The following is a 24,652-nucleotide window of genomic DNA, read 5'->3' on the forward strand; positions in this document are numbered from 1 at the left end:
AATGTTAAAATTTAAAAGCCTAATTTATGATAAATTATCTTAAATGAGCTTCTATTATGTTAATCATTCTTAAAACTATGATAAACCCTGTTAAATAGCTTGACAGAAAGCTTTATTTGCTGTATATTAAGATTGCAGATGTGAAACAATATGCATCTTAAAAAAAAATATTGAAATTTAAAAATGAAAATGATATTATGAAGTACACTGAGAAAATTTCAAACAAGTTAAACGAGTTATTAATAAAGAATTATGATGCCGAAAAAGGGTATCTTAATGCTGCTGAAAACGTAGATAGTCCAACTTTAAAAATCTTTTTTAAGCGAAGAGCAACCGAGCGTAGTGAATTTGCTAAAGAGATTAGGGCAGAAATTTTGCGCTATGGTGAAGATCTAAAAGATTCAGGTAGCTTTAAAGGCGCAGTACATAGAAACTGGATGAGTTTAAAATCGCTATTTTCAACTAACGATGAAGAAGCAATCTTAGAAGAAGCTATAAGGGGCGAAGAGGCGAGTCTAGAAGAGTACGATGAAATCTTGAAGGATAGAACCTTACCGCCGACTATCGATGCTATGTTATCTAGACATAGAAGTTCAATTCAGTCAGCCATTAATACTGAAAAAGTACACGAAGAGTTAGTGTCATAGACATTAATTATTTGGGTTAAGTAAAAAATCCCGCTTGATTTTTATCAAGCGGGATTTTTTTTGTTCAAAACTCTTAATAACTCCGTTTTAAATAAGTGCAAAATCTACCTATTTTTATATGCTCGTTATTTTTTTGTTAGCGGTTAAACGAATCAACAAATAAACACCTTATATGTACTTAATTTTTGATACAGAAACCACAGGTTTACCAAAACGCTGGGACGCACCAATTACAGATGTTGATAACTGGCCGAGGTGTATACAAATTGCATGGCAACTTCATGATGCGATGGGGAACTGTATTGATCATCAAGATTACTTGGTGAAACCTGAAGGATTTAATATTCCATATGATGCTGAGAAAATTCATGGCATTTCTACCGAATTAGCAGAGGAGCAAGGTGTGCCTTTAGCAGAAGTTCTAGAAAAGTTTAACGAAGCTCTAGGTAAAACCAAATTTGTTGTAGGCCAGAATGTAAAGTTCGATTTGAACATCATGGGTGCGGAGTTTGTGCGAGGCGATGTTGCAAATCCGCTACAAGAACTTCCCGTTTTAGACACCTGTACAGAGCATACGGCGCAATTATGTCAGATTCCAGGAGGACGTTACGGTAAATTTAAACTACCAACCTTAACTGAGCTCCATGAGTTTTTGTTCAATGAACCATTCGCTGAAGCCCATAATGCCACTGCCGATGTAGAAGCAACAACGCGCTGTTTTTTAGAGCTGGTACGCTTAAGCGAATACACTAAAGAACAGCTCGATGTTCAGCCTGATTATTTTAAGAACTTCAAACAAGCGAATCCTGACACGATTCAAACCATCGGATTAAAGCACGTTAATCTTAAAAAAGAAAGTGCTAAAATTAGGGAGCGCGTTAAAAAGACGAAATCTAGTATTTCGTCTGAAGAGATAAAACAAAATGTATCCGATTTAGCCAATGTAGAATTTGTGCATTTGCATAACCATTCCCAGTTTTCGGTATTGCAGTCTACCATGAGTGTGTCAGATTTAGCAAGTGCAGCAGCAGAGCATCATATGCCAGCGGTAGCATTAACGGATCACGCGAATATGATGGGCGCATTTCATTTTATAAATGCGATAAACAAAGTGAATAGCGGTATCAAGGCAAAAAATGCTGAAGCCGAAGAAAAAGGAGAAACTACTGAAGTAAAACTTATAAAGCCTATTGTGGGCTGCGAATTTTTTGTTTGTGAAGACCATACCGATAAAACCAGAAAAGATAATGGTTATCAAATAGTTTTACTTGCAAAGAATAAAAATGGCTATCACAATTTAGCAAAACTATCTTCTCATGCCTTTGTAGATGGGTTTTATTATTTACCAAGAATTGATAAAAAATTGATTCAGCAATACAAGGAAGATTTAATTGTGTTGACTGGAAATTTATATGGCGAAGTGCCAAGTAAAGTTTTAAATATTGGAGAGAATCAAGCTGAAGAAGCTTTGCTTTGGTGGAAGAATGAGTTTGGCGACGATTTGTACGTAGAGTTAATGCGCCATAATCAAGAGGATGAAAACCGTGTTAATCCAACCTTGATTAAATTGGCAAAAAAGCATGATGTAAAACTAGTTGCAACTAATAACACCTACTACCAAAAACAAGAAGATGCCAACGCGCATGATATTTTATTGTGTGTAAAAGATGGTGAAAAACAGGCTACACCAATTGGTCGTGGTCGCGGGTATCGTTACGGGTTGCCTAACCAAGAATACTATTTTAAGTCTTCAGAAGAAATGAAGGCGCTATTTCGAGATATTCCCGAAGCAATTTTAAATGTTCAAGAAGTGGTTGATAAAGTGGAAGCATTTCAATTGGCGCGTGATGTTTTGTTGCCTGCTTTCGATATTCCAGATGAATTCAAACATGAGGAGGATGAGGTTGATGGTGGTAAGCGTGGTGAGAATGCCTATTTAAGACATTTGGTGTATGAAGGTGCCAAAAAGCGTTATGGTGAACCGCTTTCAGAAGAAGTTACAGAACGTCTCGATTTTGAGTTAAACGTTATTGAAAATACGGGTTATCCCGGATATTTCTTAATTGTTGAAGACTTTATCCGCGAAGCCAGAAATATGGATGTTTCTGTGGGTCCAGGTCGCGGTTCTGCAGCAGGTTCTGTAGCTGCATACTGTTTATGGATTACAAATATTGATCCGCTGAAGTACGATTTGCTTTTTGAGCGTTTTTTAAATCCAGATCGTATCAGTATGCCAGATATCGATATCGATTTTGATGATGAAGGAAGAAGTCGTGTTATGGATTACGTGATTGAAAAATATGGCGCTAACCAAGTGGCTCAAATTATTACGTATGGTACTATGGCGGCAAAATCGTCTATTCGTGATACCGCGCGAGTACTGGATTTACCATTATTTGACGCCGATAGAATTGCGAAACTAATACCAAATATGTCTAAACTGAATAAGATTTTTGGTTTAGATGAAAAGGAGCTCGGAAAGAAATTTAGGGCAGAAGATTTAGAAAAAGTCAACCAACTTCTAAATATTTCTGAAGGAAGTGATTTAGAAGCTGAAACCGTGAATACGGCCCGAGCGCTTGAAGGTTCGGTAAGAAATACAGGGATTCATGCTTGTGGTGTTATTATCACACCAGATGACATTACCAAGTTCGTTCCAGTAGCCACGGCAAAGGATTCTGATTTATATGTGACGCAGTTTGACAATTCTGTTGTAGAATCTGCCGGCTTATTGAAAATGGATTTCTTAGGATTAAAGACGCTTACTTTAATTAAGGATACCGTTAAAATCGTTAAAGCCAAACATGACGTTCAGTTAGAGCCTGAGAGTTTTCCTTTAGATGATGAAAAGACGTATGAGTTATTTCAAAGAGGGGAAACTATTGGTGTATTCCAGTACGAATCTCCCGGAATGCAAAAACACCTTCGTGATTTAAAACCAACAGTTTTTGAAGATTTAATTGCAATGAATGCGCTTTATCGTCCAGGGCCAATGGAATATATTCCAAGTTTCGTAAGAAGAAAACATGGTGATGAAGACATCGAATACGATTTGCCAGCCATGGAAGAATACCTAAAGGAAACCTATGGTATAACCGTGTATCAAGAGCAGGTGATGTTATTGTCGCAAAAATTGGCAGATTTTACCAAAGGTGAAGCTGATGTACTCCGTAAAGCGATGGGGAAAAAGCAAATCGCGGTTCTAGCAAAAATGAAACCTAAGTTTATTGAACAAGCCACGGCCAATGGACATGACGCTAAAGTTTTAGAAAAAGTATGGAAGGACTGGGAAGCGTTTGCGAGTTACGCCTTTAATAAATCACATTCCACATGTTATGCGTGGATTGCCTACCAAACAGCTTATTTAAAAGCGCATTATCCTGCAGAATATATGGCTGCGGTGCTCTCAAACAACATGAACGACATTAAGCAGGTAACGTTCTTTATGGAAGAGTGTAAACGCATGAAGTTGGATGTTTTAGGGCCAGATGTGAACGAGAGTTACTATAAATTTTCTGTAAATAAAGACGGTGCAGTGCGTTTCGGTATGGGTGCCATAAAAGGTGTAGGCCATGGAGCAGTAATGACTATTGTAGAAAACAGAAAAAAAGAGGGACCATATAAATCTATTTTCGATTTAGCAAAGCGTATTGATTTGCGAGCGGCTAATAAAAAAGCCTTTGAAAACTTAGCCTTGGCAGGTGGTTTCGATGGGTTGGGAGACACTCATCGTGCACAATACTTTCATGATGATGGAGACGGCATTACCTTTTTAGAGAAAGCCATTAAATATGCACAGAAGTACAAGGAAAATGAAAATTCTGCACAGGTAAGCCTATTTGGAGAGGCTAGCGATGTACAAATACCAGAGCCAGAAGTGCCGCCTTGTGAAGAGTGGGGCACTATGAAGACCTTGAGTAAAGAGCGGGAAGTCGTTGGGGTTTATATTTCCGGTCATCCATTAGACGATTTTAAAACGGAGATGAACACCTTTTGTAATGCTACAGTGGGCATGTTTAATAACTTGGAGCCTTATGTAAACCGAGAATTAGTATTTGGAGGTGTAGTGACCGATGTGCAACACCGTGTGAGTAAACAAGGCAAAGGGTGGGCATTATTTACTGTTGAAGATTATACCGATAGTTACGAGTTTAGAATTTTTGGTGAAGAGTATCTAAAGCATAGACATTTTTTGTTGCAGAATAATTTTGTGTTTGTAAAAACTTTTGTTCGAGAAGGATGGGTAAATAAGGATACAGGGAAAAAAAGTGATCCGCGGTTACAATTCAACAGTTTCCAGTTATTGCATGATGTGATGGAACAGTATACAAAAAAACTATCCATACAGGTTGATATTAAAGATTTAACAGAGCAAAAAATAATTGCTTTAAAAGAGTTACTGCACATGCATCCAGGGAATCAAGCTTTAAATTTTTTAATATACGATACTAGGGAACAAATGAAATTAACGATGCCAAGTAGAAAACAAAAGGTCAAGGTATCTCAGGAGTTATTAAATGAGTTAGAGGCCCAAGATTTTAGGTTTAAGTTGAATTAAGATTTCTTTAATCGAAGTGTAAACTAGTTTGAAATTTAGGGTTTTGCTGCAGTATAATAGCAAATTGTAACATTTTGCAGTGTTTTGCTACAGATATGCTATTAAAACATATTATTATGAAAGCAACTAAAAATGTATTACTGGTTATTGGTTCTATGGCATTGTCTGCTTCTTTTTTTGGAATAGTTAATGGCGATACTCTTATGGAACATTGTTTAAATATTGTATGTGGTTCTAGTCTAATTTTTGGGTATTTTCAGTTTAATAAGCTGAACGGGACAGAAGGAAAATGTTAGCATATAATTTTCTAGGTATGCCATGCGCAAGGGATAGTAGCCCTTCGACTGCGCTCAGGATAAACTCTAGCTTTTTGCGAGGCGCGCATCGAGCCAAAACTATTAACGGATAGCCCGACCCCGACCTAAGGAGGGGTTGCGCCCAAACCAAATAAACCTAACTGATGCCGTTATAGGGAAAACAAATTGACGGTTTGTAAGCTTTGGAATATTTTTTGACTAATTTTGTGTAATTAAAATGAATTAAGAACTTATTAAATATATATTATGGCATTAGAAATAACAGATGCGACGTTTGAAGAAACAGTATTAAAAAGTGATAAACCAGTATTGGTAGATTTTTGGGCTGCTTGGTGTGGACCTTGTAGAATGGTTGGCCCAGTAATTGAGCAAATTAGCGATGAGTATGAAGGTAAAGCTGTTGTTGGTAAGGTAGATGTTGATGCTAACCAAGAGTTTGCTGCGAAGTATGGTGTGCGTAATATTCCAACAGTTTTGGTGTTTCAGAATGGTGAAGTGGTTGGACGACAAGTTGGTGTTGCGCCTAAGAATGCATACACAGACGCGATAGATTCGCTTTTGTAGTAGAAAAAGAAAAGAAAGTTGAAAAGGTTTGCCATATGGTGAACCTTTTTTTTATTTTAGATGTTTATTAAATAAAATATTAAGATGAGTAAACTAAAAATACAAGACGCCATAGATAGTAAGTTAATTGAGCAACGCAAAGTATTTTTGTGGGGACAGGTGGATGACAAGTCTGCCAAACATGTCATTGATAGATTATTATATTTAGACGCGTTGGAAACTGCTGATATACAATTGTATATTAATAGTCCTGGAGGTTATGTAACTTCTGGTTTTGCGATGTATGACTGTATTCAGTCCTTAAAGAGTGATGTGTCAACTATCTGTACGGGGTTAGCAGCTTCTATGGGTTCTATTTTATTATCGGTAGGTACAAAAGGGAAGCGTTTTATTCAGCCGCATGCGCGTGTGATGATTCATCAACCAAGTGGAGGCGCACGAGGACAAGCGAGTGATATTGAAATTACGGCTCAAGAGATTTTAAAAACAAAGGAGCTAAGTGCCAAGATTTTAGCTGATAATTGTGGACAGACTTTTGAAAAGGTGATGAAAGATTTTAATCGCGATCACTGGATGGGAGCTGAAGAATCTGTGGCCTACGGCATAGTGGATAAAGTTATATAAAGCCCCTAACCCCCAGTTGGGGGAACTCTTACTCTTGTAGATTGGGTGTTTTGTAAATTGAATATATAATAAATAGACCTGATGAATTTCATTCTTTTTAGATTATGAGTGAAATTCCTCCCCTTTGGGGAGGTTAGGAGGGGCTTCTCGTATGGATATACAAACGGAACTAAATAAAGCCGAAGGTTTTAAAAATCTGGAATTACTTGCTAAACAAGTAGTTGAAGGTTTTATTGCCGGTATGCATAAGAGTCCGTTTCATGGGTTTTCAGCGGAATTCGCAGAACATAAAATTTACAATCGTGGTGAAAGTACACGCCATATAGATTGGAAGTTATATGCTAAAACCGATAAGCTTTACACCAAACGTTATGATGATGAAACGAATTTACGTTGCCACATTATATTGGATAACAGTAGCTCCATGCATTACCCAAAATTAGAATCTTTTTCCATTGATAGCTTAAATAAAATAGGGTTTTCGGTATTGGCTGCAGCATCTTTAATGCAGATTTTAAAAAAACAGCGTGATGCTGTTGGCTTAAGTATTTATAGTGATGAATATGATTATTACGCGCCCGAAAAGGGTAGTGAACGTCATCATCAAATGTTACTCAAACATTTGAGCGATGCTGTAATTTCGAAACCTTTAAATAAAGAGACGGAGACCTATAAGTATTTACATGAAATAGCAGAAAAGATTCATAGGCGCTCATTGATATTTTTATTTACGGATATGTTTCAAACCTCCGAAGATGAGGTGAAGTTGTTCGAGGCACTTCGGCATTTAAAATATAATAAACATGAGGTGATTCTGTTTCATGTGTTTGATAAAGAAAAAGAATTGCAGTTTGATTTTGATAATAGCCCCAAACGTTTTATAGATGTTGAAACGGGAGCGTATATCAATTTATATGCTGATTCGATAAAAGAGAATTACAGTAAATCTGTGAATGATTATTTTGAAGCACTACGTTTAAAATGCATGCAATATAAAATCAAATATGTAGAGGCTGATACTAACAAGAGTTTCAATTCTATTTTAACAGCCTATATGGTGGAACGCCAAAAATTTAGATAAAAAAACCTTACTATTTTCGCCTAAGCTAATTACTCACCTTAAGCCGAACTCTTGCTCTAGAGTGTAAATTGTGAGATTGTAAAAAATACTTTAAAAAACTTAAAAAAAGATTTGACTTATAAAAAAAGGCGTGTATATTTGCATCCGCAATAGAGCAACGGTCTGGTAGTTCAGTTGGTTAGAATATCTGCCTGTCACGCAGGGGGTCGCGGGTTCGAGTCCCGTCCAGACCGCAAAAATTGCAAAAAAAGCTCTGAGAAATTAGAGCTTTTTTATTATAAAGATGTTGTGTTGTTCACGCCTTAGGCGTGATGTAGTTTACTAAGTTTACTTGGTAACCAATGGAAAGCTTTCCTTTTTTCTGAATAAGAAGATTGGGATGCTTTTTTGTTTTATACAACTCTCCTCCATAATAGATCGTCCTGGTGTCTATTGCCAATGGCATCTGATCTTAATTGTATTAAAGCTAATTCATTCCTAGAAAGAATAACAACAAAACCGAATACACAGAATTAGGTTTTTAATCCTAAATTAATTACCAGTCATCTAATTATTTCCAAAATACTCAAATTGAGTATAGGCTCTTTCTTTGTTTAGGGTTACCTTAAAATTCTATTAACCAAGCAATTCAAAATAATGAAAAGAAAATTACTCTATGTTTTTACGCTTTTTTTAGTTTTTACATGTTCAAAGGTTGAGCCCCTTTATGATATTACAAAAGAAAAAATTGTTTTAGAAGAAGGTTTGGATATTGATTATGATGATTTAATTGCCTTAACGTTTGATGAAGAATCTGATGTTGATGAAAACGGAGGTTTTGAAATTGATAATCCAACCGATGGAGACTTGCCAATTGTTTTCTTGAAAGATGATGAGATAATTTTTGGATATTATGAAAAAACAGGAAACAACAACACTGTTTCTGTTGATGATATTCTATTGTTTTATTTTTCATTACATCCTGAAATTGTAAAGCAAGGAGTAGAAAGAGCATCCTTATTAGGCAGTATAAAATCTAATGACAACTACGAGAGCTTAAAGAATGAGATAAAAACGTCGTTAGGAGAGAATGTAACACCCTTTAAAAATCAAGACTTCGTAAAAATACTAAATGAAAGTGGTTATGAAATTGGCATAAAAACTAGAACAGATAAAGGGAATAGGCATTCCAAAAAAACAGATAAATACAATTTTACCTTTACAAGAGATGGCATAATAGAGTGGGAAAAGAAATTTCCTGTTTATTGTACTGTTGGACTTGAAATAGTAGATAAAAAAACTAATGAATCTGTTTCAGGAACTCAATTATTAGATAAATCTGGGTTAGACTTATTAGCTCCTGGTTCTGCAATTGAATGGCTTTATAAGTATTTTACAACTGAAGAATCAGATACCAAGGTGAGATATGAATTACCTAAAGATGGAGAATATCAAATTAATTTGTCTAACGGAGTTGATAATTTTGGTACAAAAGAATTTGAATCCAAGATTGATGAGATAAACAGAATAAATTTGGGTATTGATATAGTTAGTTTTATGATTCCTATAGGAATTGAAAAGGTATTGGGTAAAGCGGATTGTAGAGATGCTATTGTAGGGTTTTTTAAAGGTATTTCTCTATCAAGCTTGAAAACTGTATTTTATTTAAATGGAAATCTTAATGAGGTTGAAGCTGAAAAAGAGTTGTTCAATATATCAAATGACATTTATGATGAAATAGTAAAATGTGCTTTAGGAGGAAAAGGCATAAAATTCATTGATAAAATAAAAGATATTGGAGATAAGTATTTTAATAAAGTAAAAGATGGAGCAAGTATAGCTCTTTTTATCAGAGACTATGTTGTATCTGATATTAAAAGTTCTGAGACCAGATATTTTTATGACGGAGTATCCTTTGGTACATTAAGTCAACAAAATCTTTCAGGGCTGGAGTTTATTAATTCAGATGGGAATACTGAATTTAATGGAAAAACAGGTGATGAGCATTTTTATAAGTTAGAAATTAAGGAAGAAGTTATTACCCATGAAGTAGATCGGCTTCTTTGGACATCTGTAAGTGCGGTCGCTGAAGAACAAACAGCTATTGGGGTTCCTTTTGAGATAACGAAAAGTAATGATGGGGACGCTAAGTTAATTGAAGTTGATAAAATTGTTGAGGCAAGGGTAGATGGGACTAGTATTGGCGAAACTACCATTGATGGCATACTTCAATTAAAATTTGAAACAGGAACCAAAAATAGTCAGTTCGAAATCACACCTGCCTTTGAAAGCAATGGTTTACTCATAAACGAAGCAATTACTCTAAAGGTTTTAGAGACTTCATATGTTTACCCAGAAAATGGTGCTTATGGTCAAAACATTTTAAACAGAGAGGCTAGTATAAATCCTCCAGGTAATTTTTCGTTGCATGCAAATATCCCGGAAGGAAAAGATTTAAGAGTTAAGGTAATTGGTAATTTTGCTGTTGTTGGAAATTCAGGTAATGGCTGGACGTGGAATACAACTGTAGTACAACAACCCTATGAAGTAACAGCTGATTTCACATCAACTCAAACTGGTTTGGTAGATGTAGGTCTGCTTGTTAACCCTAGTGGCATAACAAGAATAGAGGTTTATGAAAACGGAGATACAGTGGCTACTTGGACGAGATAGACATTACTAGAAGGTTGAACAATTTATGCATTGCTATAACAGGTGCAATTTGCAGCAATAGTTGTTTTATGAAAAAAGCTCTGAGAAATTAGAGCTTTTTTCGTATAAAGATGTTGTGTTGTTCACGCCTTAGGCGTGATGTAGTTTACTAAGTTTACTTGGTAACCAATGGAAAGCTTTCCTTTTTTCTGAATAAGAAGATTGGGATGCTTTTTTGTTTTATAGCAATTGGTATTTTGCTATATACTTTTTGTGTTTTTCTAGAAATTTTAGAAACAAAACAAATTACTTCTAAGCTGTAATTTATTCATACTTAGTTTATATATAAACTCTCGGTTTTCATTACATTTAAACTTTTAATTTCAAAACATTTCTCATGGAGCACATATATAGTAAATGGTATCACCCGTACGAACCGGCCAAGGCATATAGCAAGCGCGTAGCCTATTTTAGTATGGAGTTTGGGATAGATCAAAGTTTTAATATTTATTCTGGTGGTTTGGGGTTTTTGGCTGGCTCTCATATGCGATCGGGCTTTGAGTTGAAGCAAAATATGATAGGGATAGGTATGCTATGGAAGTATGGTTATTATGACCAAGCAAGAAATGAAGACCAAACCTTGAAAACAGAGTTTAATGAGAAACATTTTAACTTTCTTGAAGATACAGGAATTGAAGTTGAAATTAAGTTGCATGACAATCCGCATGTAAAAGTAAGGGCTTATGTTTTAAAACCGGAAATTTTTGGCACCGTTCCTATGTATTTTTTAACAACTGATGTGGATGGTAACGATCACCTGTCTAGAACAATCACAAACCATTTATACGATAAAAACCAAGTTACACGTGTATCACAAAGTATAGTTTTGGGTATTGGTGGAGCTAAAGTTGTAGAGGCTTTAGGTGGTGCAGAGACTTACCATTTAAACGAAGGACATGCATTGCCAGCATTTTATTATTTAAGGGATAGAGGTGTTTCAAAACATCAAATGGTTTTTACAACGCATACTCCAGAAAAAGCAGGAAATGAAGAACGAGATGCATGGCATTTAAATCGATGTGGGTTTTTTGGAAGACAACTTTCTAATGAAGAATTAGAAAAAGAAATGGTTAATGGAGGCATGATTAATTATACGGTTTCTGCATTAAGAATGTCTAAAAAAGCCAATGGGGTTTCTAAGCTGCATGCTAAAGTAGCTAACGCTATGTGGAAGGATTACAGCGGTATTAGTGAGATTATCCCTATAACAAATGCTCAAAATCAAAAATTCTGGCAAGATGAAATTATTAAAGAAGCGTGGATCTCAAAAAATAGAAAGGCTTATAAGGAAAGAAAGCTAGCACTAAAACAAGAGCTATTCAAAGAAGTAAAAAAACAAACAGGAAAAGTGTTTGACACCAATGTGCTAACATTTGTATGGGCACGACGATTTGCAGCCTATAAAAGAGCAGATTTACTACTGCATGATTTTGATCGTTTTAAGAGATTGATAACGAATAGCAAATATCCTGTACAAATTATTTGGGCAGGGAAACCATACCCTTATGACTACGGTGCAATAGATGTGTTTAATCATTTAGTACACCAATGCAAGAATGAGCCTAATCTTGCCGTTTTAATTGGGTATGAAATAGATTTATCGAAACGATTAAAATGTGGTTCGGATATATGGTTAAATACGCCCAGAATTACGCGAGAAGCTTCGGGTACAAGCGGTATGACTGCCGCAATGAATGGCTCGGTAAATGTTTCAACAAATGATGGATGGATTCCTGAATTTGAAAAAGACGGCGAAAATTGTTTTGTATTACCCCCATTAGATCATAATCTTCCAACTTGGGACCAGGATAAAATTGATACAAACAATCTTTATAATATTTTGGAGCAAAATGTAATCCCAACCTATTATGATAATCCAGATAAATGGCAGGATATTGTTTTTAAAGCAATGGACGACGTTATTCCCGATTTTACAACCCAAAGAATGGCCGATGAGTATTATAAAAAATTGTTTTAACCTTTTCATTTTTTTTAATCCTTGAAAGGGTTTTATGAAAGAATCTTTATTATTTGGTAATAATCTGTCGTTTTTGGTAAAGTACAACCTGCCTATAAAAACGTATCATTTTCAATTTTTAGATATTTATATTTTGTTTTAACTATCAAACAAATATTTCTAGTAAAAGTAGCACTATGTAAATGAGATGGGCAAATTTGCTTGTTAGAATAAATTATGATTCAATTCTATTAAACTTGTTTTTTTAGCTCTCTATTTTTGTAAATTGCAAATTAGTTATACTTAATTCAAACCCTTATGGTAACCTTAAAACAACTTGCAAAAGAGTTAAACGTTTCTATATCAACTGTTTCAAAAGCACTCAATGACAGCGAGGAAATTAGCGAAGAGACTAGAAAGCGTGTTAAAGAACTTGCAACGTTATATAATTATAAACCAAATAAGGTAGCTTTAAGTTTAAAACAAAACAAAACAAAGACTATTGGTGTAATTATACCCGATATTCTCAACTATTTTTTATCTAAAGTACTTTATGGAATAGAAAGAGAAGCCAATAAGCATGGTTATAATATTATCACTTGTATTTCGAATGAATCTTTAGAAAAGGAAAAAGCAAGTTTAGAGCTTTTGGCCAATGGCAGTGTAGACGGATTTATATTAAGTATTGCTGAAGAAACTCAAACTAAAAACGAAATCAATCATTTTAAAGATACTATAGCGCAAGGTTTGCCGATAGTAATGTTTGATAGGGTAGCACACGATGTAAAATGTGATAAAGTTATAGTTGATGATTTTAACGCTACGTATAGTGCAACCAAAAGTTTAATTAATGAAGGTAGAAAGCATATTGTTTTTGTTAGTAAAATTGATAATATTAGTGTAGGCAAGCTGCGAGAACGAGGCTATAATAAAGCCATATTAGAGGAAAGTTTTCAGCCGCATGTTGTTTTAGTTAAAAAAGGTGATGATGCACAACAGATAATAAAACAACTCTACAAAAAAAATAAAAATATAGATGGAGTTGTAGCCGCAGATAGCGCATCTGGCATTATAGCAATTAATATGGCTAGGAACTTTAAGAAAAAAGTACCAAAGGATATTTCGGTAATTGGATTCTCTAGCAAATCTGTTTCAAACCATTCAGTTCCTAAACTGACTATAATACGCCAGCATGCGAAAAAAATAGGGTCAAAAGCCGCCGAATTATTAATAGATAGGTTAAAAACTAACGGCGAACCCCCTCAAAATTTCTCTACCAAAATAGTTAAAACAACATTGGTGAAAAGTAAATCTACTTTGTAATAGAAATAGGTTTCCGGTTTATCTATGCTTTTTATCGATAAAAAATGTATTTCATCGATTATATTGCATTTCAAGTAAGTTTGAATGTAATTTAGCTATGCTTTAGAGCATTTTATCCCTCCGCTCATATTAAAGCTTAATTAATCCTTTTTTTGACCCCTAGGTCTCAAATTCCCTCAAAATAGAATATAGCTTCGTTTGCTTTCAAGCATTCGATTTAATTAATTATCCATTTTTTCCCTCAGTCAATATCAAATTTGTATTTGGTTTTGGCAGCGAGTATTTAAAGAAAAATAGTATAACAATTAAATAGAATATTTATGAAAGCCCTAAAGATTACATTGATTTTAGCAGTATTATTTGCATCATTAACATCTTGTGTAAAACAAGACTTGAACGAGGATGACTTATTAGAAAATATGGAAACTAAAGAAATAGCCGCTCCGATAACTGGAGGTGGTGTTGATCAGTAAAATTAATTAAATTATTGTAAAAAGACCCATTACTTTTATGTAGTGGGTCTTTTTTTTGGGCTTAGTTAGAAAATTATGATAAATTTGAATCAAACGTAAATGTAGTCATTCTTGAGGAATCTTTTTACAGCTATTATATTCCAGTCATTATTCTTTGCAGTTCAATTCTGTCCTGCTCAAGAAAATGTAAGTCTTAAAAAAATAGATTCACTCAAAAGGATCTTGCTAGACAATGAAATTCAAGATTCTCTCTCAATTGCAAAAGCACATTATAATATAGGGGAGTTATATAGATTTAGTTTTATAGGAGATAGTGCATATTATTACTACTTCAAAGCTGACAAAATATTTAAGAAACTCAATAACAGCTTTTTCTCAGCAAAAACACTTTACGGTATAGCGGTTGCACAGAAAAATGAAAAGGATTTTACCGCTAGTGAAGTGACATCAATTGAAGCGCTTTCTATTTTAAATCAATTGGAACCAACCTATGAAGTGAAAAAATACAAATCATATGTTTACAATAATTTGGGGCTATTATTTGGTGAATTGGAGCAATTTGAAGAGTCAATATCATACCATGAAAAAGCTATTAGTTTGAAGCAAGAATATGACTCTGAAAACTCTTATAACATTAATATTTCAAGAAATAATTTGGCTCTTTCATATAAAAAATGGGGTAAGTATGAACTTGCAATCCGCTATTATGGTGATATTTTGTCAAAAAAAAGCCTAAAAAAAGAAAGACCAAATTTTTACTCGTTAGTACTCGACAATTATGCACACACGCAATATTTAAATGGAAATTTAGATAATTTACCAGAATTATACTTTAAGGCATTAAGAGTTGCAGATAGCATAAATCCTGAAGGCGGCTATAATTCTATAATTATAAATCAACATCTAGCTAATTTTTATTTTGATAAAGATGAAATAGATTCCGCTAGATATTACGCTAATACCGCGAAGGAAATAGCAGAGAATTATTCTAATGACGAGCTTTTAACCTCTCTACTGGTACTTTCTAAAGTCGAGGATGGAGAAAAGGCAGTAGAGCACCTTAAAGCCTATGTAAAATTAAGTGACAGTCTCCAAAAAGCAGAACGAAAAATAAGAAACAAATTTGCACGTATTCGATTTGAAACCCAGCAAATAGAGCAAGAAAACATTCGAATAGCAAGAGAGCGTATGTGGCTGGTTATTATCTCCATTATTTTGCTTGTCGCAGGGGTCCTTATTTATATTATTATTACACAAAGGGCAAAAAACAAAGAGCTTCAATTTGCAAAACAACAGCAAGAAGCCAATGAAGAAATTTATAATTTAATGCTTGGCGAACATGAAAAAGTAGAGGAGGCCAGGGCATTAGAAAAACAAAGAATTTCCCAGGAACTTCATGATGGTGTTTTGGGTAGGTTATTTGGAACACGATTGAGTTTAGATAGTCTAAACATGAACAATAGTGATGAGGCTATTAAAACACGTAGTCAGTATATTGGTGAGCTTAAAACTATTGAAGAGGATATTAGAAAAGTATCTCACGAACTGAATACCGATTTTGTATCAGGTTCTGGATTTATTGATATCCTGAAAACTATGGTAGAGACTCAAACTACGGTCTACAAGTTGAAGTACGATATTTACCATGACGATGATATTAACTGGGATGGCGTTTCAAATAAATCTAAAATACACATTTATAGAATATTACAAGAATCGCTTCATAATATTCATAAACATGCTAATGCTACTTACATTATTATTAGCATAAAACTTGAAAATAATGTAATTTGCTTAACAGTGAAAGATGATGGTTCAGGTTTTGATATGGCTAAATCTAAATCAGGAATTGGCCTTAAAAACATGAATGCTAGAATTGCGGAAATAGGCGGTTCTCTTAAAATTGAATCAGAAAAAAATCAAGGTACAACAGTAAGAATAGAGATTCCAACCAAATACCTATAACTTATTATGCAACCAGAACATATAAAAATTTTAATGATTGATGATCACCCTATCATAATTGAGGGGTATCAAAACACATTACAGTTTACGAAAAAAGAGAACCAAGTATTGCATATTGATATTGCGAATAATTGCGACGAAGCCATAAATTACATGGACAAATCTGTTCATAACACTCTGCCTTATGATTTACTTTTTGTAGATATAAGCTTGCCTCCGTCAAGTAATGGACTTATGAATTCTGGAGAAGATTTGGCAGAATATGCTCGCAAAGTATTGCCAAATGCCAAAATCGTGATTCTTACTATGTTTAATGAGTCCTTTAGAATACATAATATTATAAAGAATATAGATCCTGAAGGTTTTTTAATTAAAAGCGACCTTACCTCGAGTGAATTGGCAAGTGCTTTTCAAGCAGTATTAAGAAATCCGCCATTTTATAGTGGTACCGTAAATAGTTTTATAAGAAAATCTATTACCAGCGATATTGTTATCGACGATAAAAACAGAAAGATACTGTATTTGCTTTCCCAAGGTGTTAAAACCAAGAATTTAGCATCGCATTTAGATATTTCCTTAAGTGCTGTTGAAAAACGGAAAAAGCAATTAAAGGAGCTTTTTGAAATTGAGGATGGACAAGATGAGTCGTTACTAAATGCCGCTAGAGAAAAGGGTTTTATTTAATAAATTGCTTGAATATCAGGATAAAACCATTACTTTTTTAAAAATTTACTAACTTTTTTTGGTTCCGTATATACTACTATCACTACATTTTCTAAGTTAACCACATCTGTGTTACGGGTTTTCCGCAGCTTGAAGATAAAAGTAATAACTAACTTTGTGCTATCAACATATCAGATTAATTAATCCCTCGATTTTTTTGTTGATAATAGCAATTTACAAGGCCCTGTGGAGGTGAGAGACCCACAGGGCTTCTTCTTGTTACAAATTGAATAACGGTTTACTATATTCAAAAAGTTTACCAATGTAAAGCCCTAAAAATATTATAGCTACAATAAACTTTAAAAATGTTGAGGTTAAAAACCCAATAAAAGATCCAAAAGCTGCTTTTACTGCAGTTTTAGAATCATTTTTATTAATTAGCTCGCCTATTAAAGCACCTACGAAAGGTCCAATAATAATGCCTCCAGGAATAGGAGCCAATAATCCTATAATTAAACCTATAGTAGTACCTATCATTCCGTATCTAGAGCCTCCAAAGCGTTTGGTGCCTATAGCAGGAATTATATAATCTAATATCCAAATAAGGGCAGCGATAATAAACGTAACTACTAAGAAAGTTGTATTCATTGGGATGGCATTCGTAAAATGTATAAGTAGCAGACCAATCCAACTCGTAATTGGTCCAGGTAATACAGGTAAAAAACTACCAAGTATTCCAAGCAACATAAAAAGCGCTGCGATAATGATTAAAATAATATCCATATCATATAATTGAATTCAATGTTTAGACGTAAAAAGAGCTTTATTGTTACATTTTGAACTAAAAAATTAGTTTAAACTAAAATTTTAGTTATATTTGTTGAACTAAGTATTTAGTTGAATATGATTTAAACGTAAAAAATGAAACAACTAACAAAAGCAGAAGAGGACATTATGCAAATTTTATGGCAACTTAAAAAGGCCAATGTTAAAGCAATTATTGATGAGTTACCAGAACCGAAACCAGCCTATAATACTGTTTCTACCATCGTTAGAATTTTAGAAAATAAGGGCTTTGTAGATTATGAGAAACAAGGAAAAGGACATGTATATTTTCCATTGGTAGCAAAACAAGATTACAGTAATCAATCCATTAATAAACTGGTAGATAATTACTTTCAGGGGTCATTTAAAAGTATGGTGTCATTTTTTGTAAAAAAGAATGATATGGATATAGAAGACTTGGAAGCTGTACTTAAAGAAATTAATAAAAAAGACGATTAACATGCTTTACTACATCATACAAACCATGGCATTTCAGTTAATGTTCTTAATAGTATACGATGTATTTCTAAAACGAGAAACATTTTTTAAATGGAATAGACTATATCTTCTGTTAACGCCTATTTTATCGCTTGTAATTCCACTAATTAAAATAGATAAGTTTAGTAAGGTGGTGCCACAAGAGTATATCATTAATTTGCCCGAAGTATTTATCGGTGGTACTTCAACTTCAGAAATTCCTGTAACAAATTTAAAGTCCGTTATGATTCAACCCCTAAGAATTTCATTTTGGGAATCAGGATTTTATGTAGGTATGTGTATTGTCGCGTTAATTTTTATGTACAAAGTAATTAGCTTATACCTATTAATCCATAAAAACCCTCGATTTAGGGATAATAACTTAGTAATAGTAGAACTTTTAAAAAGTGCAGCGGCATTCTCTTTTTTTAATTACATTTTTTTAGGAGAACAAATCAAAGCATCAGAAAAAGAAGCTATCCTAAAGCACGAAAAGGTACATGTAAGAGAGAAACACAGTTTTGATTTATTGTTTTTCGAAATATTAAAAATTGTCTTTTGGTTCAATCCTTTGGTATATATGTATCAGAATAGAATTCAAACTTTGCATGAGTTTATTGCTGATGCTGAGGCATTGAAGTTTCATGATAAAAAGCAGTACTATCAAAACTTATTATCTCAAGTGTTTGAAACCAAAAATATCTCATTCATCAATCCATTTTTTAAAAAATCATTAATCAAAAAACGAATCATTATGTTGCAAAAATCGAAATCAAAACAAACTCATTTAATAAAGTATACTCATTTAATAAAGTATGCATTACTAATTCCTATGGTTTTAGGAATGCTAATTTATACATCATGTAATAATGAAATAGACCAAGCTACTGACGATATAGAACTTTCAGATGAAGCATTAAAACAAAAGTTACAGGATGAATTTGACGAAATGATGAACTCTGGAATGAAAAAATTTGAAGTTTATAAAAAATATAATACTAATTCAAGGAGTTATATATTAACTAGAGAAGAGCATTATCGTCAATCTATTTTCTTTGAGGACTTGGCTCGTGAATTTTTAAAAGAAAATATCGATAAAAATTCTAAATTTAAACCAAAAACATACTCGGAATATTTGGAATGGAAAAAAACAGACGAAGCAAAAGAACAATGGGAAAACAACACTTATGATGGAGTTTTGAAACTCGTAGTAGATGATATGAACAACTTAACTCCTAAAGAAAAAGATAAGCGTGAGAAAAAGATGAAATTGCTGTTTAATGATGATCATTATACTAAGTTTATTCAAACTGATGGTAAAACAACAATTACACTTGGTGTGACAGAATCAAAAAAGCAAAATAACAGGGAAGAAAGCAAATTTAGCGATGCTGTCGACGTTCCTTTTGGAGTTATAGATCAAGCACCAATGTTTCCTGAATGCGAATCTGATACAAATGAAGAACGTAAAAAATGTACGTCAGAGACTATTGCGAAATTTGTAAATCAAAATTTCAACACAAAATTAGCAAATGAATATAATCTCACAGGGAGACAACGTATCAATGTTATTTTTAAAATAAATCCCGAGGGTAATATTACAGATGTAAGAGCAAGGGCGCCACACCCAGCACTTGAAGAGGAGGCAAAACGGGTGATACGATTACTTCCAAAAATGATTCCTGGAGAACATAAAGGGGAAAAAGTTAATGTGCCATATTCATTACCCATAATTTTTCAAGTAGCTGAATAAGAAAACCAAATTTTACAAAAACCAAGATGAACGTCCTGGTTTTTTAATTTTTCGGAATAAAAAATTTAAAAAAATTGTACTTTTCGGTTTCAGAAGAAACTTATGAAGCAATTTTGTCTTATTCTCTTGGTTTTAAGCGTTAATTCTTGCGATTATTTCAACGTAAAAAAAACGTCTTCTGAGGCTATATTACAAGAAGAATTACAAACTTTTGATTGGGAAAATGTAGATACGTACCCAAGCTTTTCGCAATGTGATAGCCTACAACTAAAAGAAGAAAAACGAGTGTGTTTTGAAAGCACCGTTTATGCTGAAATTAGTGAATTTCTTCAAGAACAAATTATTATAGTTACCCAAGATGTTAACGATACTTTAATATTGAAGTTAAGGGTGTCGAATACGGGCGAAATTTCCCTGCTAAATGCCAAAATGGATTCGCTAACCAAAGCAGAGATTCCAGAACTGGAAAAATTAATACTTCAAGGCTTAGATACATTGCCAAAAATAAACCCTGCAATTAAACGAAGCCAGCCAGTATCTACAGAATTTGAATTGCCCTTAATTGTGAAAGTAAACTAAAAGCGAATTGCCAATTTTCGCATTAAACGTAAAACTTCAACATACAACCACACAAGTGTTACCAGTAATCCCCAAGTGGCTAACCATTCTTTGTATTTTGGTGATTTGTTTTTATGGCGCTCAATATAATCAAAGTCTAAAAGCAAAGATAGAGATGCAAAAATGGCAGCCACTATATTAAAAATAATTGCTGGCCATGATGTGCCCCAAATAAATACTTTTATCCCAAAGAAACCGAGAATCCACGAAATAATATAAATGATAAAGATGCTTGTGGCAGCAGTAATAATAACACTCCTAAGTTTTTTAGTTACAATAATAATTCGTGTTTGATACAGTATAAGCATGACCAAAAATGTAACCATAGTGATACCAATGGCTTGATATGGCAAATTTGGAAAGTGCGCATGGGCATAAGCGGTAGTTGCTCCAAGAAAAAACCCTTTGGCAATAGCGTAAAGCGGTACCAAAATATGTGCCCAATGTTGCCTCACAGAAATAACAATACTAATAATTATAGCAGCCAACATACCTCCTAAGGAATACCATTTTATAGTAGCACCTTCACTGTGTAATTTCCAAATACCGATGGAAATGATAATCATAATCAAAATTGACAGCAGTGATTTTATAAAAATCCCAGTTACCGTCATTTTTTTAGTGGAAGGATGGTCGTTATTAAAAAAATAACTGTTGAATGCGGGGTTTGTAGTCTTGTCCAGTAATTTCATGGCATTAAATATAGGAGATTATCTTTTAAACGCGCGCCCTTTCCATGTATAGCCCTTAAAAAGTGAGAGTACGGCAACATAAACACTAAAAAAAGGATATACAGAAAAACTAGTTAAAAAACTAACAAAAGCGCGCCTTTGGTTAAAAAACGCCGATGTTTTATAAAGTAACAGAAAATCAATACTGAGTTTAATCACTAAAATATAAACCCAAATTTTAATATTAAAAAGCCCGAACACAGAAAATAAAGGAAGCAAAAGCACTTGAAGATTCATTAAAAATACAGTAATGCCCACTAGCTTACCAAAGCTATTGTTGTACGTGCTGGTTTTTGCTGCCCAACGCATGCGTTGCTGGATTAAAGCTTGCCAACTAGCCTGTGGTTTTGTAGCGACAATAGCCTTTTCACATTTTAAATATTGAACCGATTTTGAATACTTTTTGATAATTTTTTCTAATAAAAAAATGTCATCACCGCTTGAAATATTAGTATTTCCGTAAAATCCGTTAACCTCATTAAAGACCGATTTGGTATATGCAAAATTTGCACCGTTACATAAAAAAGGGTTGTTTATACCAAAAGCGCCAATAGTGGCTCCTTGTAAACTAAGTAGGTCTAATTCTTGAAATCTACTCAAAAATGTATGTTCTTCAAGATAGGTTACCGGACCAATTACACCAATGGGGTTTTTAGTTTGAATAAACGCATCAAAACTATCAAGCCAAAATTTAGAAAAAATGCAATCGGCATCTGTAGTAATGATCCATTCGTGTTTTGCATGTTTTATCGCTGTAGCAATAGCGTCTTTTTTTGGCGAGTTTGAGGTTCTTATGTTTTTAATAACGTGAATGTAAGTTCGCGTGTTTTCGCTTTGCCTAAATGTATCGAGAAGCTTTTTAATGATTTCAATAGAATTATCTTCAGATGCATCATCTACTAAAATTACTTCAAACAGGTGTTTAGGGTACTTTAGGGCATTTAAGGATTTTAAAAGTCTTGGTAAATTTTCAGCTTCATTTCTAAAAGGCACCACTATTGAAAATTTTGTTTTCGGCTGTGCATCATTCAAAAAAAATTCTGACACTTTATCAAACCCAAAAGCAAAACCACCTATCAAAACCAGGTATACTAAAGCAATACAAACACTTAATATTATCATATCACTCGGTATCAGGGAGTTTGAAATTCAGTACATAAAAACTCCCAAAAACACTTGGGATTACAAAGTTGAGTATCCACATTAAGGTAATAGTGCACAGAATAACTAGTGCATTTATATTTAAAAACGAAAATAAATATACGGCAATACTGCCTTTAATTATAACATCGAAAATAAAAATGGAAGGCACTATTGAAGCGATGAAATACATTGAAGTTATTACAGACATAGCTTCTAAATATGAGATGTTTACTTTAAAAAGAAGCAATATCACATAAAATTGATACGAGAAAACGAGATAACGTAGAAGTGAGAACACAAACCCGTAAACCAACTTTTTTTTAGGGAAATCCAACAAAAAACTTTTAATACGCTCTAGTGGAAATCCTTTTACTTTAAAACGACTTTGTTTTAATCCAAAGGCAGTTAAAAATGCAATGGCTAAAACAATAATAAAAAAGTGTCCTATTTTATAGTAGTTAATATATATGTCGTAGGTGTTCATAAAAATGTTAAAACCAATCACGCCCAATAATACAGTTACACTCATTTGCAACATATTACTTAGTAGGTTTACTAGTATTATCCTTTTTCTGTATTGTGGTTTGTAATAAATGGCTTTAGAGCCGTATTCACCAATTCTATTAGGTGTGAATAATGAAGCGGTAAGTGCGCCCAAGCTTTGTTCAAGGGCATTTTTAATTGTAATTTTTTTCACTTCTGAAGCCAAATATCGCCATTTTAAAATTTCGAAAAACCAGTTAAAAATTGATAAAATCAGTAAAAAAATGATATTTTTTGATAAAAAAACGTCATTTTTAAGGGTAAATCGAATAAAACGATTAAAATCTAAATCAGGATTATTCATCAATTTTTGATAAATAAAATAACTAGCACCAACAACTATGCTTAGCTTAATAAGTACAAAAAAGAATTGTTTAGTTTTGTATGGTAGCGCGTATAACATGTTTTTCAAGTTGCAAAATAACCTTAAAGTACTTATGAACCCAAAAATCAGGTTACATAAATTAACTGTAGCGTTTATGTTTTACTTGTTGGGCTATTTTTCAGTAGTTGCGCAAACAGATACAAGTACGTTTAAAGCACAACTTGCTTTGGGGGTAAATAGTCCGTCAAGCGATGGATTTGTGGATAATTTTGAAGGGAAATCGGTTAATTTTCCAACGGTAAATTTAGGATTTCAGTATATGTTCACAAGAAATTTAGGTGGTAAGTTGGACTATGGTTTTAGCAGAATTTCAAATAAAACCAATTCGCCAGAGTTTAAATTGAATTATTCCAGAATTAATTTACAGATGGTTTACGATGCTTCTAGAATAGTATCATTTTCAAATAGAATGGGTATCTTTTTGCATGCAGGACCAGGTTATGCTTTCGTTAAGCCTTTAGGGAATTATACAGATAACAATACCTCATTTTTCAATGCTATGGGCGGTGTAGAATTTCATTATGGTGTCTCTGATAGTTTATCATTATTTTTAGACACCTCTTATATTTTGGGAATAGGAAAAGATTTCAATCCCATAGCTTCGGGTTTTGGAGCATTTAATGGTAATTTACTAACCGTAACCATTGGCGCATCTATTTCGCTAAGTGGTTGTTATTTTTGTAACGATTAATGAAGAAAGAACGAATTATTTTAGGGATAGATCCCGGTACAACCATTATGGGTTTTGGCCTCATAAGAGTAGTGGGAAAAACTATGACCTTCATGCAATTGAATGAATTAGATTTAAAAAAGTACAGCGACCATTATTTAAAACTAAAACTCATTTTTGAGCGCACCATAGAACTTATTGACACACACAATCCTGATGAAATAGCCATTGAAGCCCCGTTTTACGGCAAGAACGTACAAAGTATGCTTAAGTTGGGTCGTGCTCAGGGTGTCGCTATGGCTGCAGGATTAAGTAGAGAAATCCCGATAACAGAATATTTGCCTAAAAAAATAAAAATGGCAATTACGGGTAATGGTAATGCGAGTAAGGAACAGGTTGCCAAAATGCTACAGAGTTTATTGGGGCTAAAAACATTGCCAAAAAATTTAGATGCAACCGATGGTTTAGCAGCGGCAGTTTGTCATTTCTACAATTCTGGAAGAGTTGAGGTTGGTAAAAACTATTCGGGGTGGGCTAGTTTTGTAAAAAACAATCCTGATAAATTGAGATGATATACTTAATTTTTCTTCTTCTTGTAATTGTTGAATGTTATCAAACTAAATTTAAAAAGAAATCTGACAAAT

At 33.6% G+C, this 24,652-nt stretch carries 21 protein-coding genes and 1 tRNA gene; 18 read left to right on the plus strand and 4 right to left on the minus strand.

Features of this window, described 5'->3' with window-relative positions:
* Positions 1-197: 197 nt before the first annotated feature.
* The 13 genes from BMY39_RS03970 (at position 198) to BMY39_RS04025 (ending at position 16,884) form a co-directional block, all read left to right on the plus strand.
* Positions 198-647, plus strand: a complete 450-nt coding sequence (locus tag BMY39_RS03970) for a ferritin-like domain-containing protein (RefSeq protein WP_092575739.1) — start codon at positions 198-200, stop codon at positions 645-647.
* Positions 648-819: 172 nt separating this feature from the next.
* Entirely contained in the window at positions 820-5,205 is a 4,386-nt protein-coding gene (gene dnaE / locus BMY39_RS03975) for a DNA polymerase III subunit alpha (RefSeq protein ID WP_092575743.1), read from the plus strand.
* A gap of 116 nt (positions 5,206-5,321) precedes the next feature.
* Positions 5,322-5,501 carry a hypothetical protein gene (locus BMY39_RS03980; RefSeq protein ID WP_143064735.1) on the plus strand — a complete coding sequence of 60 codons (180 nt, stop codon included), beginning with the start codon at positions 5,322-5,324 and terminating at the stop codon, positions 5,499-5,501.
* A 267-nt stretch (positions 5,502-5,768) separates the two neighbouring features.
* Positions 5,769-6,086: a thioredoxin gene (trxA, locus tag BMY39_RS03985; protein ID WP_092575749.1), complete on the plus strand. Its 318-nt coding sequence runs from the start codon at positions 5,769-5,771 to the stop codon at positions 6,084-6,086.
* 84 nt (positions 6,087-6,170) lie between these two features.
* Positions 6,171-6,710: a ClpP family protease gene (locus tag BMY39_RS03990; RefSeq protein WP_177176538.1), complete on the plus strand. Its 540-nt coding sequence runs from the start codon at positions 6,171-6,173 to the stop codon at positions 6,708-6,710.
* A 151-nt stretch (positions 6,711-6,861) separates the two neighbouring features.
* Positions 6,862-7,791: a DUF58 domain-containing protein gene (locus BMY39_RS03995; protein ID WP_092575757.1), complete on the plus strand. Its 930-nt coding sequence runs from the start codon at positions 6,862-6,864 to the stop codon at positions 7,789-7,791.
* Between the two features lie 159 nt (positions 7,792-7,950).
* Positions 7,951-8,024 (plus strand) — tRNA-Asp (locus tag BMY39_RS04000).
* Between the two features lie 403 nt (positions 8,025-8,427).
* The gene (locus BMY39_RS04005) at positions 8,428-10,443 is read left to right on the plus strand and encodes a hypothetical protein (RefSeq protein ID WP_092575760.1); all 2,016 of its coding nucleotides are present in this window, start codon (positions 8,428-8,430) and stop codon (positions 10,441-10,443) included.
* A 376-nt stretch (positions 10,444-10,819) separates the two neighbouring features.
* Complete coding sequence (gene glgP, locus BMY39_RS04010; protein WP_092575764.1) at positions 10,820-12,460, plus strand: alpha-glucan family phosphorylase; 1,641 nt, start codon at positions 10,820-10,822, stop codon at positions 12,458-12,460.
* 297 nt (positions 12,461-12,757) lie between these two features.
* The gene (locus BMY39_RS04015; protein WP_092575767.1) at positions 12,758-13,762 is read left to right on the plus strand and encodes a LacI family DNA-binding transcriptional regulator; all 1,005 of its coding nucleotides are present in this window, start codon (positions 12,758-12,760) and stop codon (positions 13,760-13,762) included.
* Between the two features lie 320 nt (positions 13,763-14,082).
* Positions 14,083-14,235: a hypothetical protein gene (locus tag BMY39_RS15050; RefSeq protein ID WP_177176539.1), complete on the plus strand. Its 153-nt coding sequence runs from the start codon at positions 14,083-14,085 to the stop codon at positions 14,233-14,235.
* A 111-nt stretch (positions 14,236-14,346) separates the two neighbouring features.
* Positions 14,347-16,200 carry an ATP-binding protein gene (locus BMY39_RS04020; RefSeq protein WP_092575770.1) on the plus strand — a complete coding sequence of 618 codons (1,854 nt, stop codon included), beginning with the start codon at positions 14,347-14,349 and terminating at the stop codon, positions 16,198-16,200.
* A 6-nt stretch (positions 16,201-16,206) separates the two neighbouring features.
* A complete protein-coding gene (locus BMY39_RS04025) occupies positions 16,207-16,884 on the plus strand; it encodes a response regulator (RefSeq protein WP_092575775.1) in 678 nt (225 codons plus the stop codon).
* Positions 16,885-17,142: 258 nt separating this feature from the next.
* Here BMY39_RS04025 and BMY39_RS04030 read toward each other — a convergent pair whose 3' ends face one another.
* On the minus strand, positions 17,143-17,646 hold the full coding sequence (locus BMY39_RS04030) for a DUF456 domain-containing protein (RefSeq protein WP_092575781.1): 504 nt from the start codon (positions 17,644-17,646) through the stop codon (positions 17,143-17,145).
* 138 nt (positions 17,647-17,784) lie between these two features.
* On the opposite strand from BMY39_RS04030, the gene BMY39_RS04035 reads away from it, so the two are divergent.
* The 3 genes from BMY39_RS04035 to BMY39_RS04045 all read left to right on the plus strand — a co-directional run bounded on the left by BMY39_RS04035 (position 17,785) and on the right by BMY39_RS04045 (position 20,497).
* On the plus strand, positions 17,785-18,147 hold the full coding sequence (locus BMY39_RS04035) for a BlaI/MecI/CopY family transcriptional regulator (RefSeq protein WP_092575786.1): 363 nt from the start codon (positions 17,785-17,787) through the stop codon (positions 18,145-18,147).
* A gap of 1 nt (position 18,148) precedes the next feature.
* Positions 18,149-19,918, plus strand: a complete 1,770-nt coding sequence (locus BMY39_RS15200) for a M56 family metallopeptidase (protein WP_245738158.1) — start codon at positions 18,149-18,151, stop codon at positions 19,916-19,918.
* 102 nt (positions 19,919-20,020) lie between these two features.
* Positions 20,021-20,497 (plus strand): hypothetical protein, encoded by a 477-nt coding sequence (locus BMY39_RS04045; RefSeq protein ID WP_092575788.1) that lies wholly within the window; start codon positions 20,021-20,023, stop codon positions 20,495-20,497.
* Here BMY39_RS04045 and BMY39_RS04050 read toward each other — a convergent pair.
* Genes BMY39_RS04050 through BMY39_RS04060 form a run of 3 tightly spaced genes read right to left on the minus strand, consistent with a single transcriptional unit; the run spans position 20,494 to position 23,356 of the window.
* On the minus strand, positions 20,494-21,228 hold the full coding sequence (locus tag BMY39_RS04050) for a Bax inhibitor-1/YccA family protein (RefSeq protein ID WP_092575790.1): 735 nt from the start codon (positions 21,226-21,228) through the stop codon (positions 20,494-20,496). The genes BMY39_RS04045 and BMY39_RS04050 overlap by 4 nt on opposite strands.
* 18 nt (positions 21,229-21,246) lie before the next feature.
* The gene (locus tag BMY39_RS04055; protein ID WP_092575792.1) at positions 21,247-22,389 is read right to left on the minus strand and encodes a glycosyltransferase family 2 protein; all 1,143 of its coding nucleotides are present in this window, start codon (positions 22,387-22,389) and stop codon (positions 21,247-21,249) included.
* Between the two features lies 1 nt (position 22,390).
* The gene (locus tag BMY39_RS04060; RefSeq protein WP_092575795.1) at positions 22,391-23,356 is read right to left on the minus strand and encodes a lysylphosphatidylglycerol synthase domain-containing protein; all 966 of its coding nucleotides are present in this window, start codon (positions 23,354-23,356) and stop codon (positions 22,391-22,393) included.
* A 34-nt stretch (positions 23,357-23,390) separates the two neighbouring features.
* Here BMY39_RS04060 and BMY39_RS04065 point away from each other — a divergent pair, with 34 nt between their 5' ends.
* Positions 23,391-24,029, plus strand: coding sequence for an outer membrane beta-barrel protein (locus BMY39_RS04065; RefSeq protein ID WP_092577649.1), 639 nt, complete (start codon positions 23,391-23,393; stop codon positions 24,027-24,029).
* A complete protein-coding gene (gene ruvC / locus BMY39_RS04070; protein WP_092575798.1) occupies positions 24,029-24,580 on the plus strand; it encodes a crossover junction endodeoxyribonuclease RuvC in 552 nt (183 codons plus the stop codon). The genes BMY39_RS04065 and ruvC overlap by 1 nt, the downstream gene beginning before the upstream one ends.
* Positions 24,581-24,652: the final 72 nt, after the last annotated feature.

Origin of the sequence: Hyunsoonleella jejuensis (assembly GCF_900111025.1) — a bacterium.
Taxonomy (GTDB): Bacteria; Bacteroidota; Bacteroidia; order Flavobacteriales; family Flavobacteriaceae; genus Jejuia; species Jejuia jejuensis.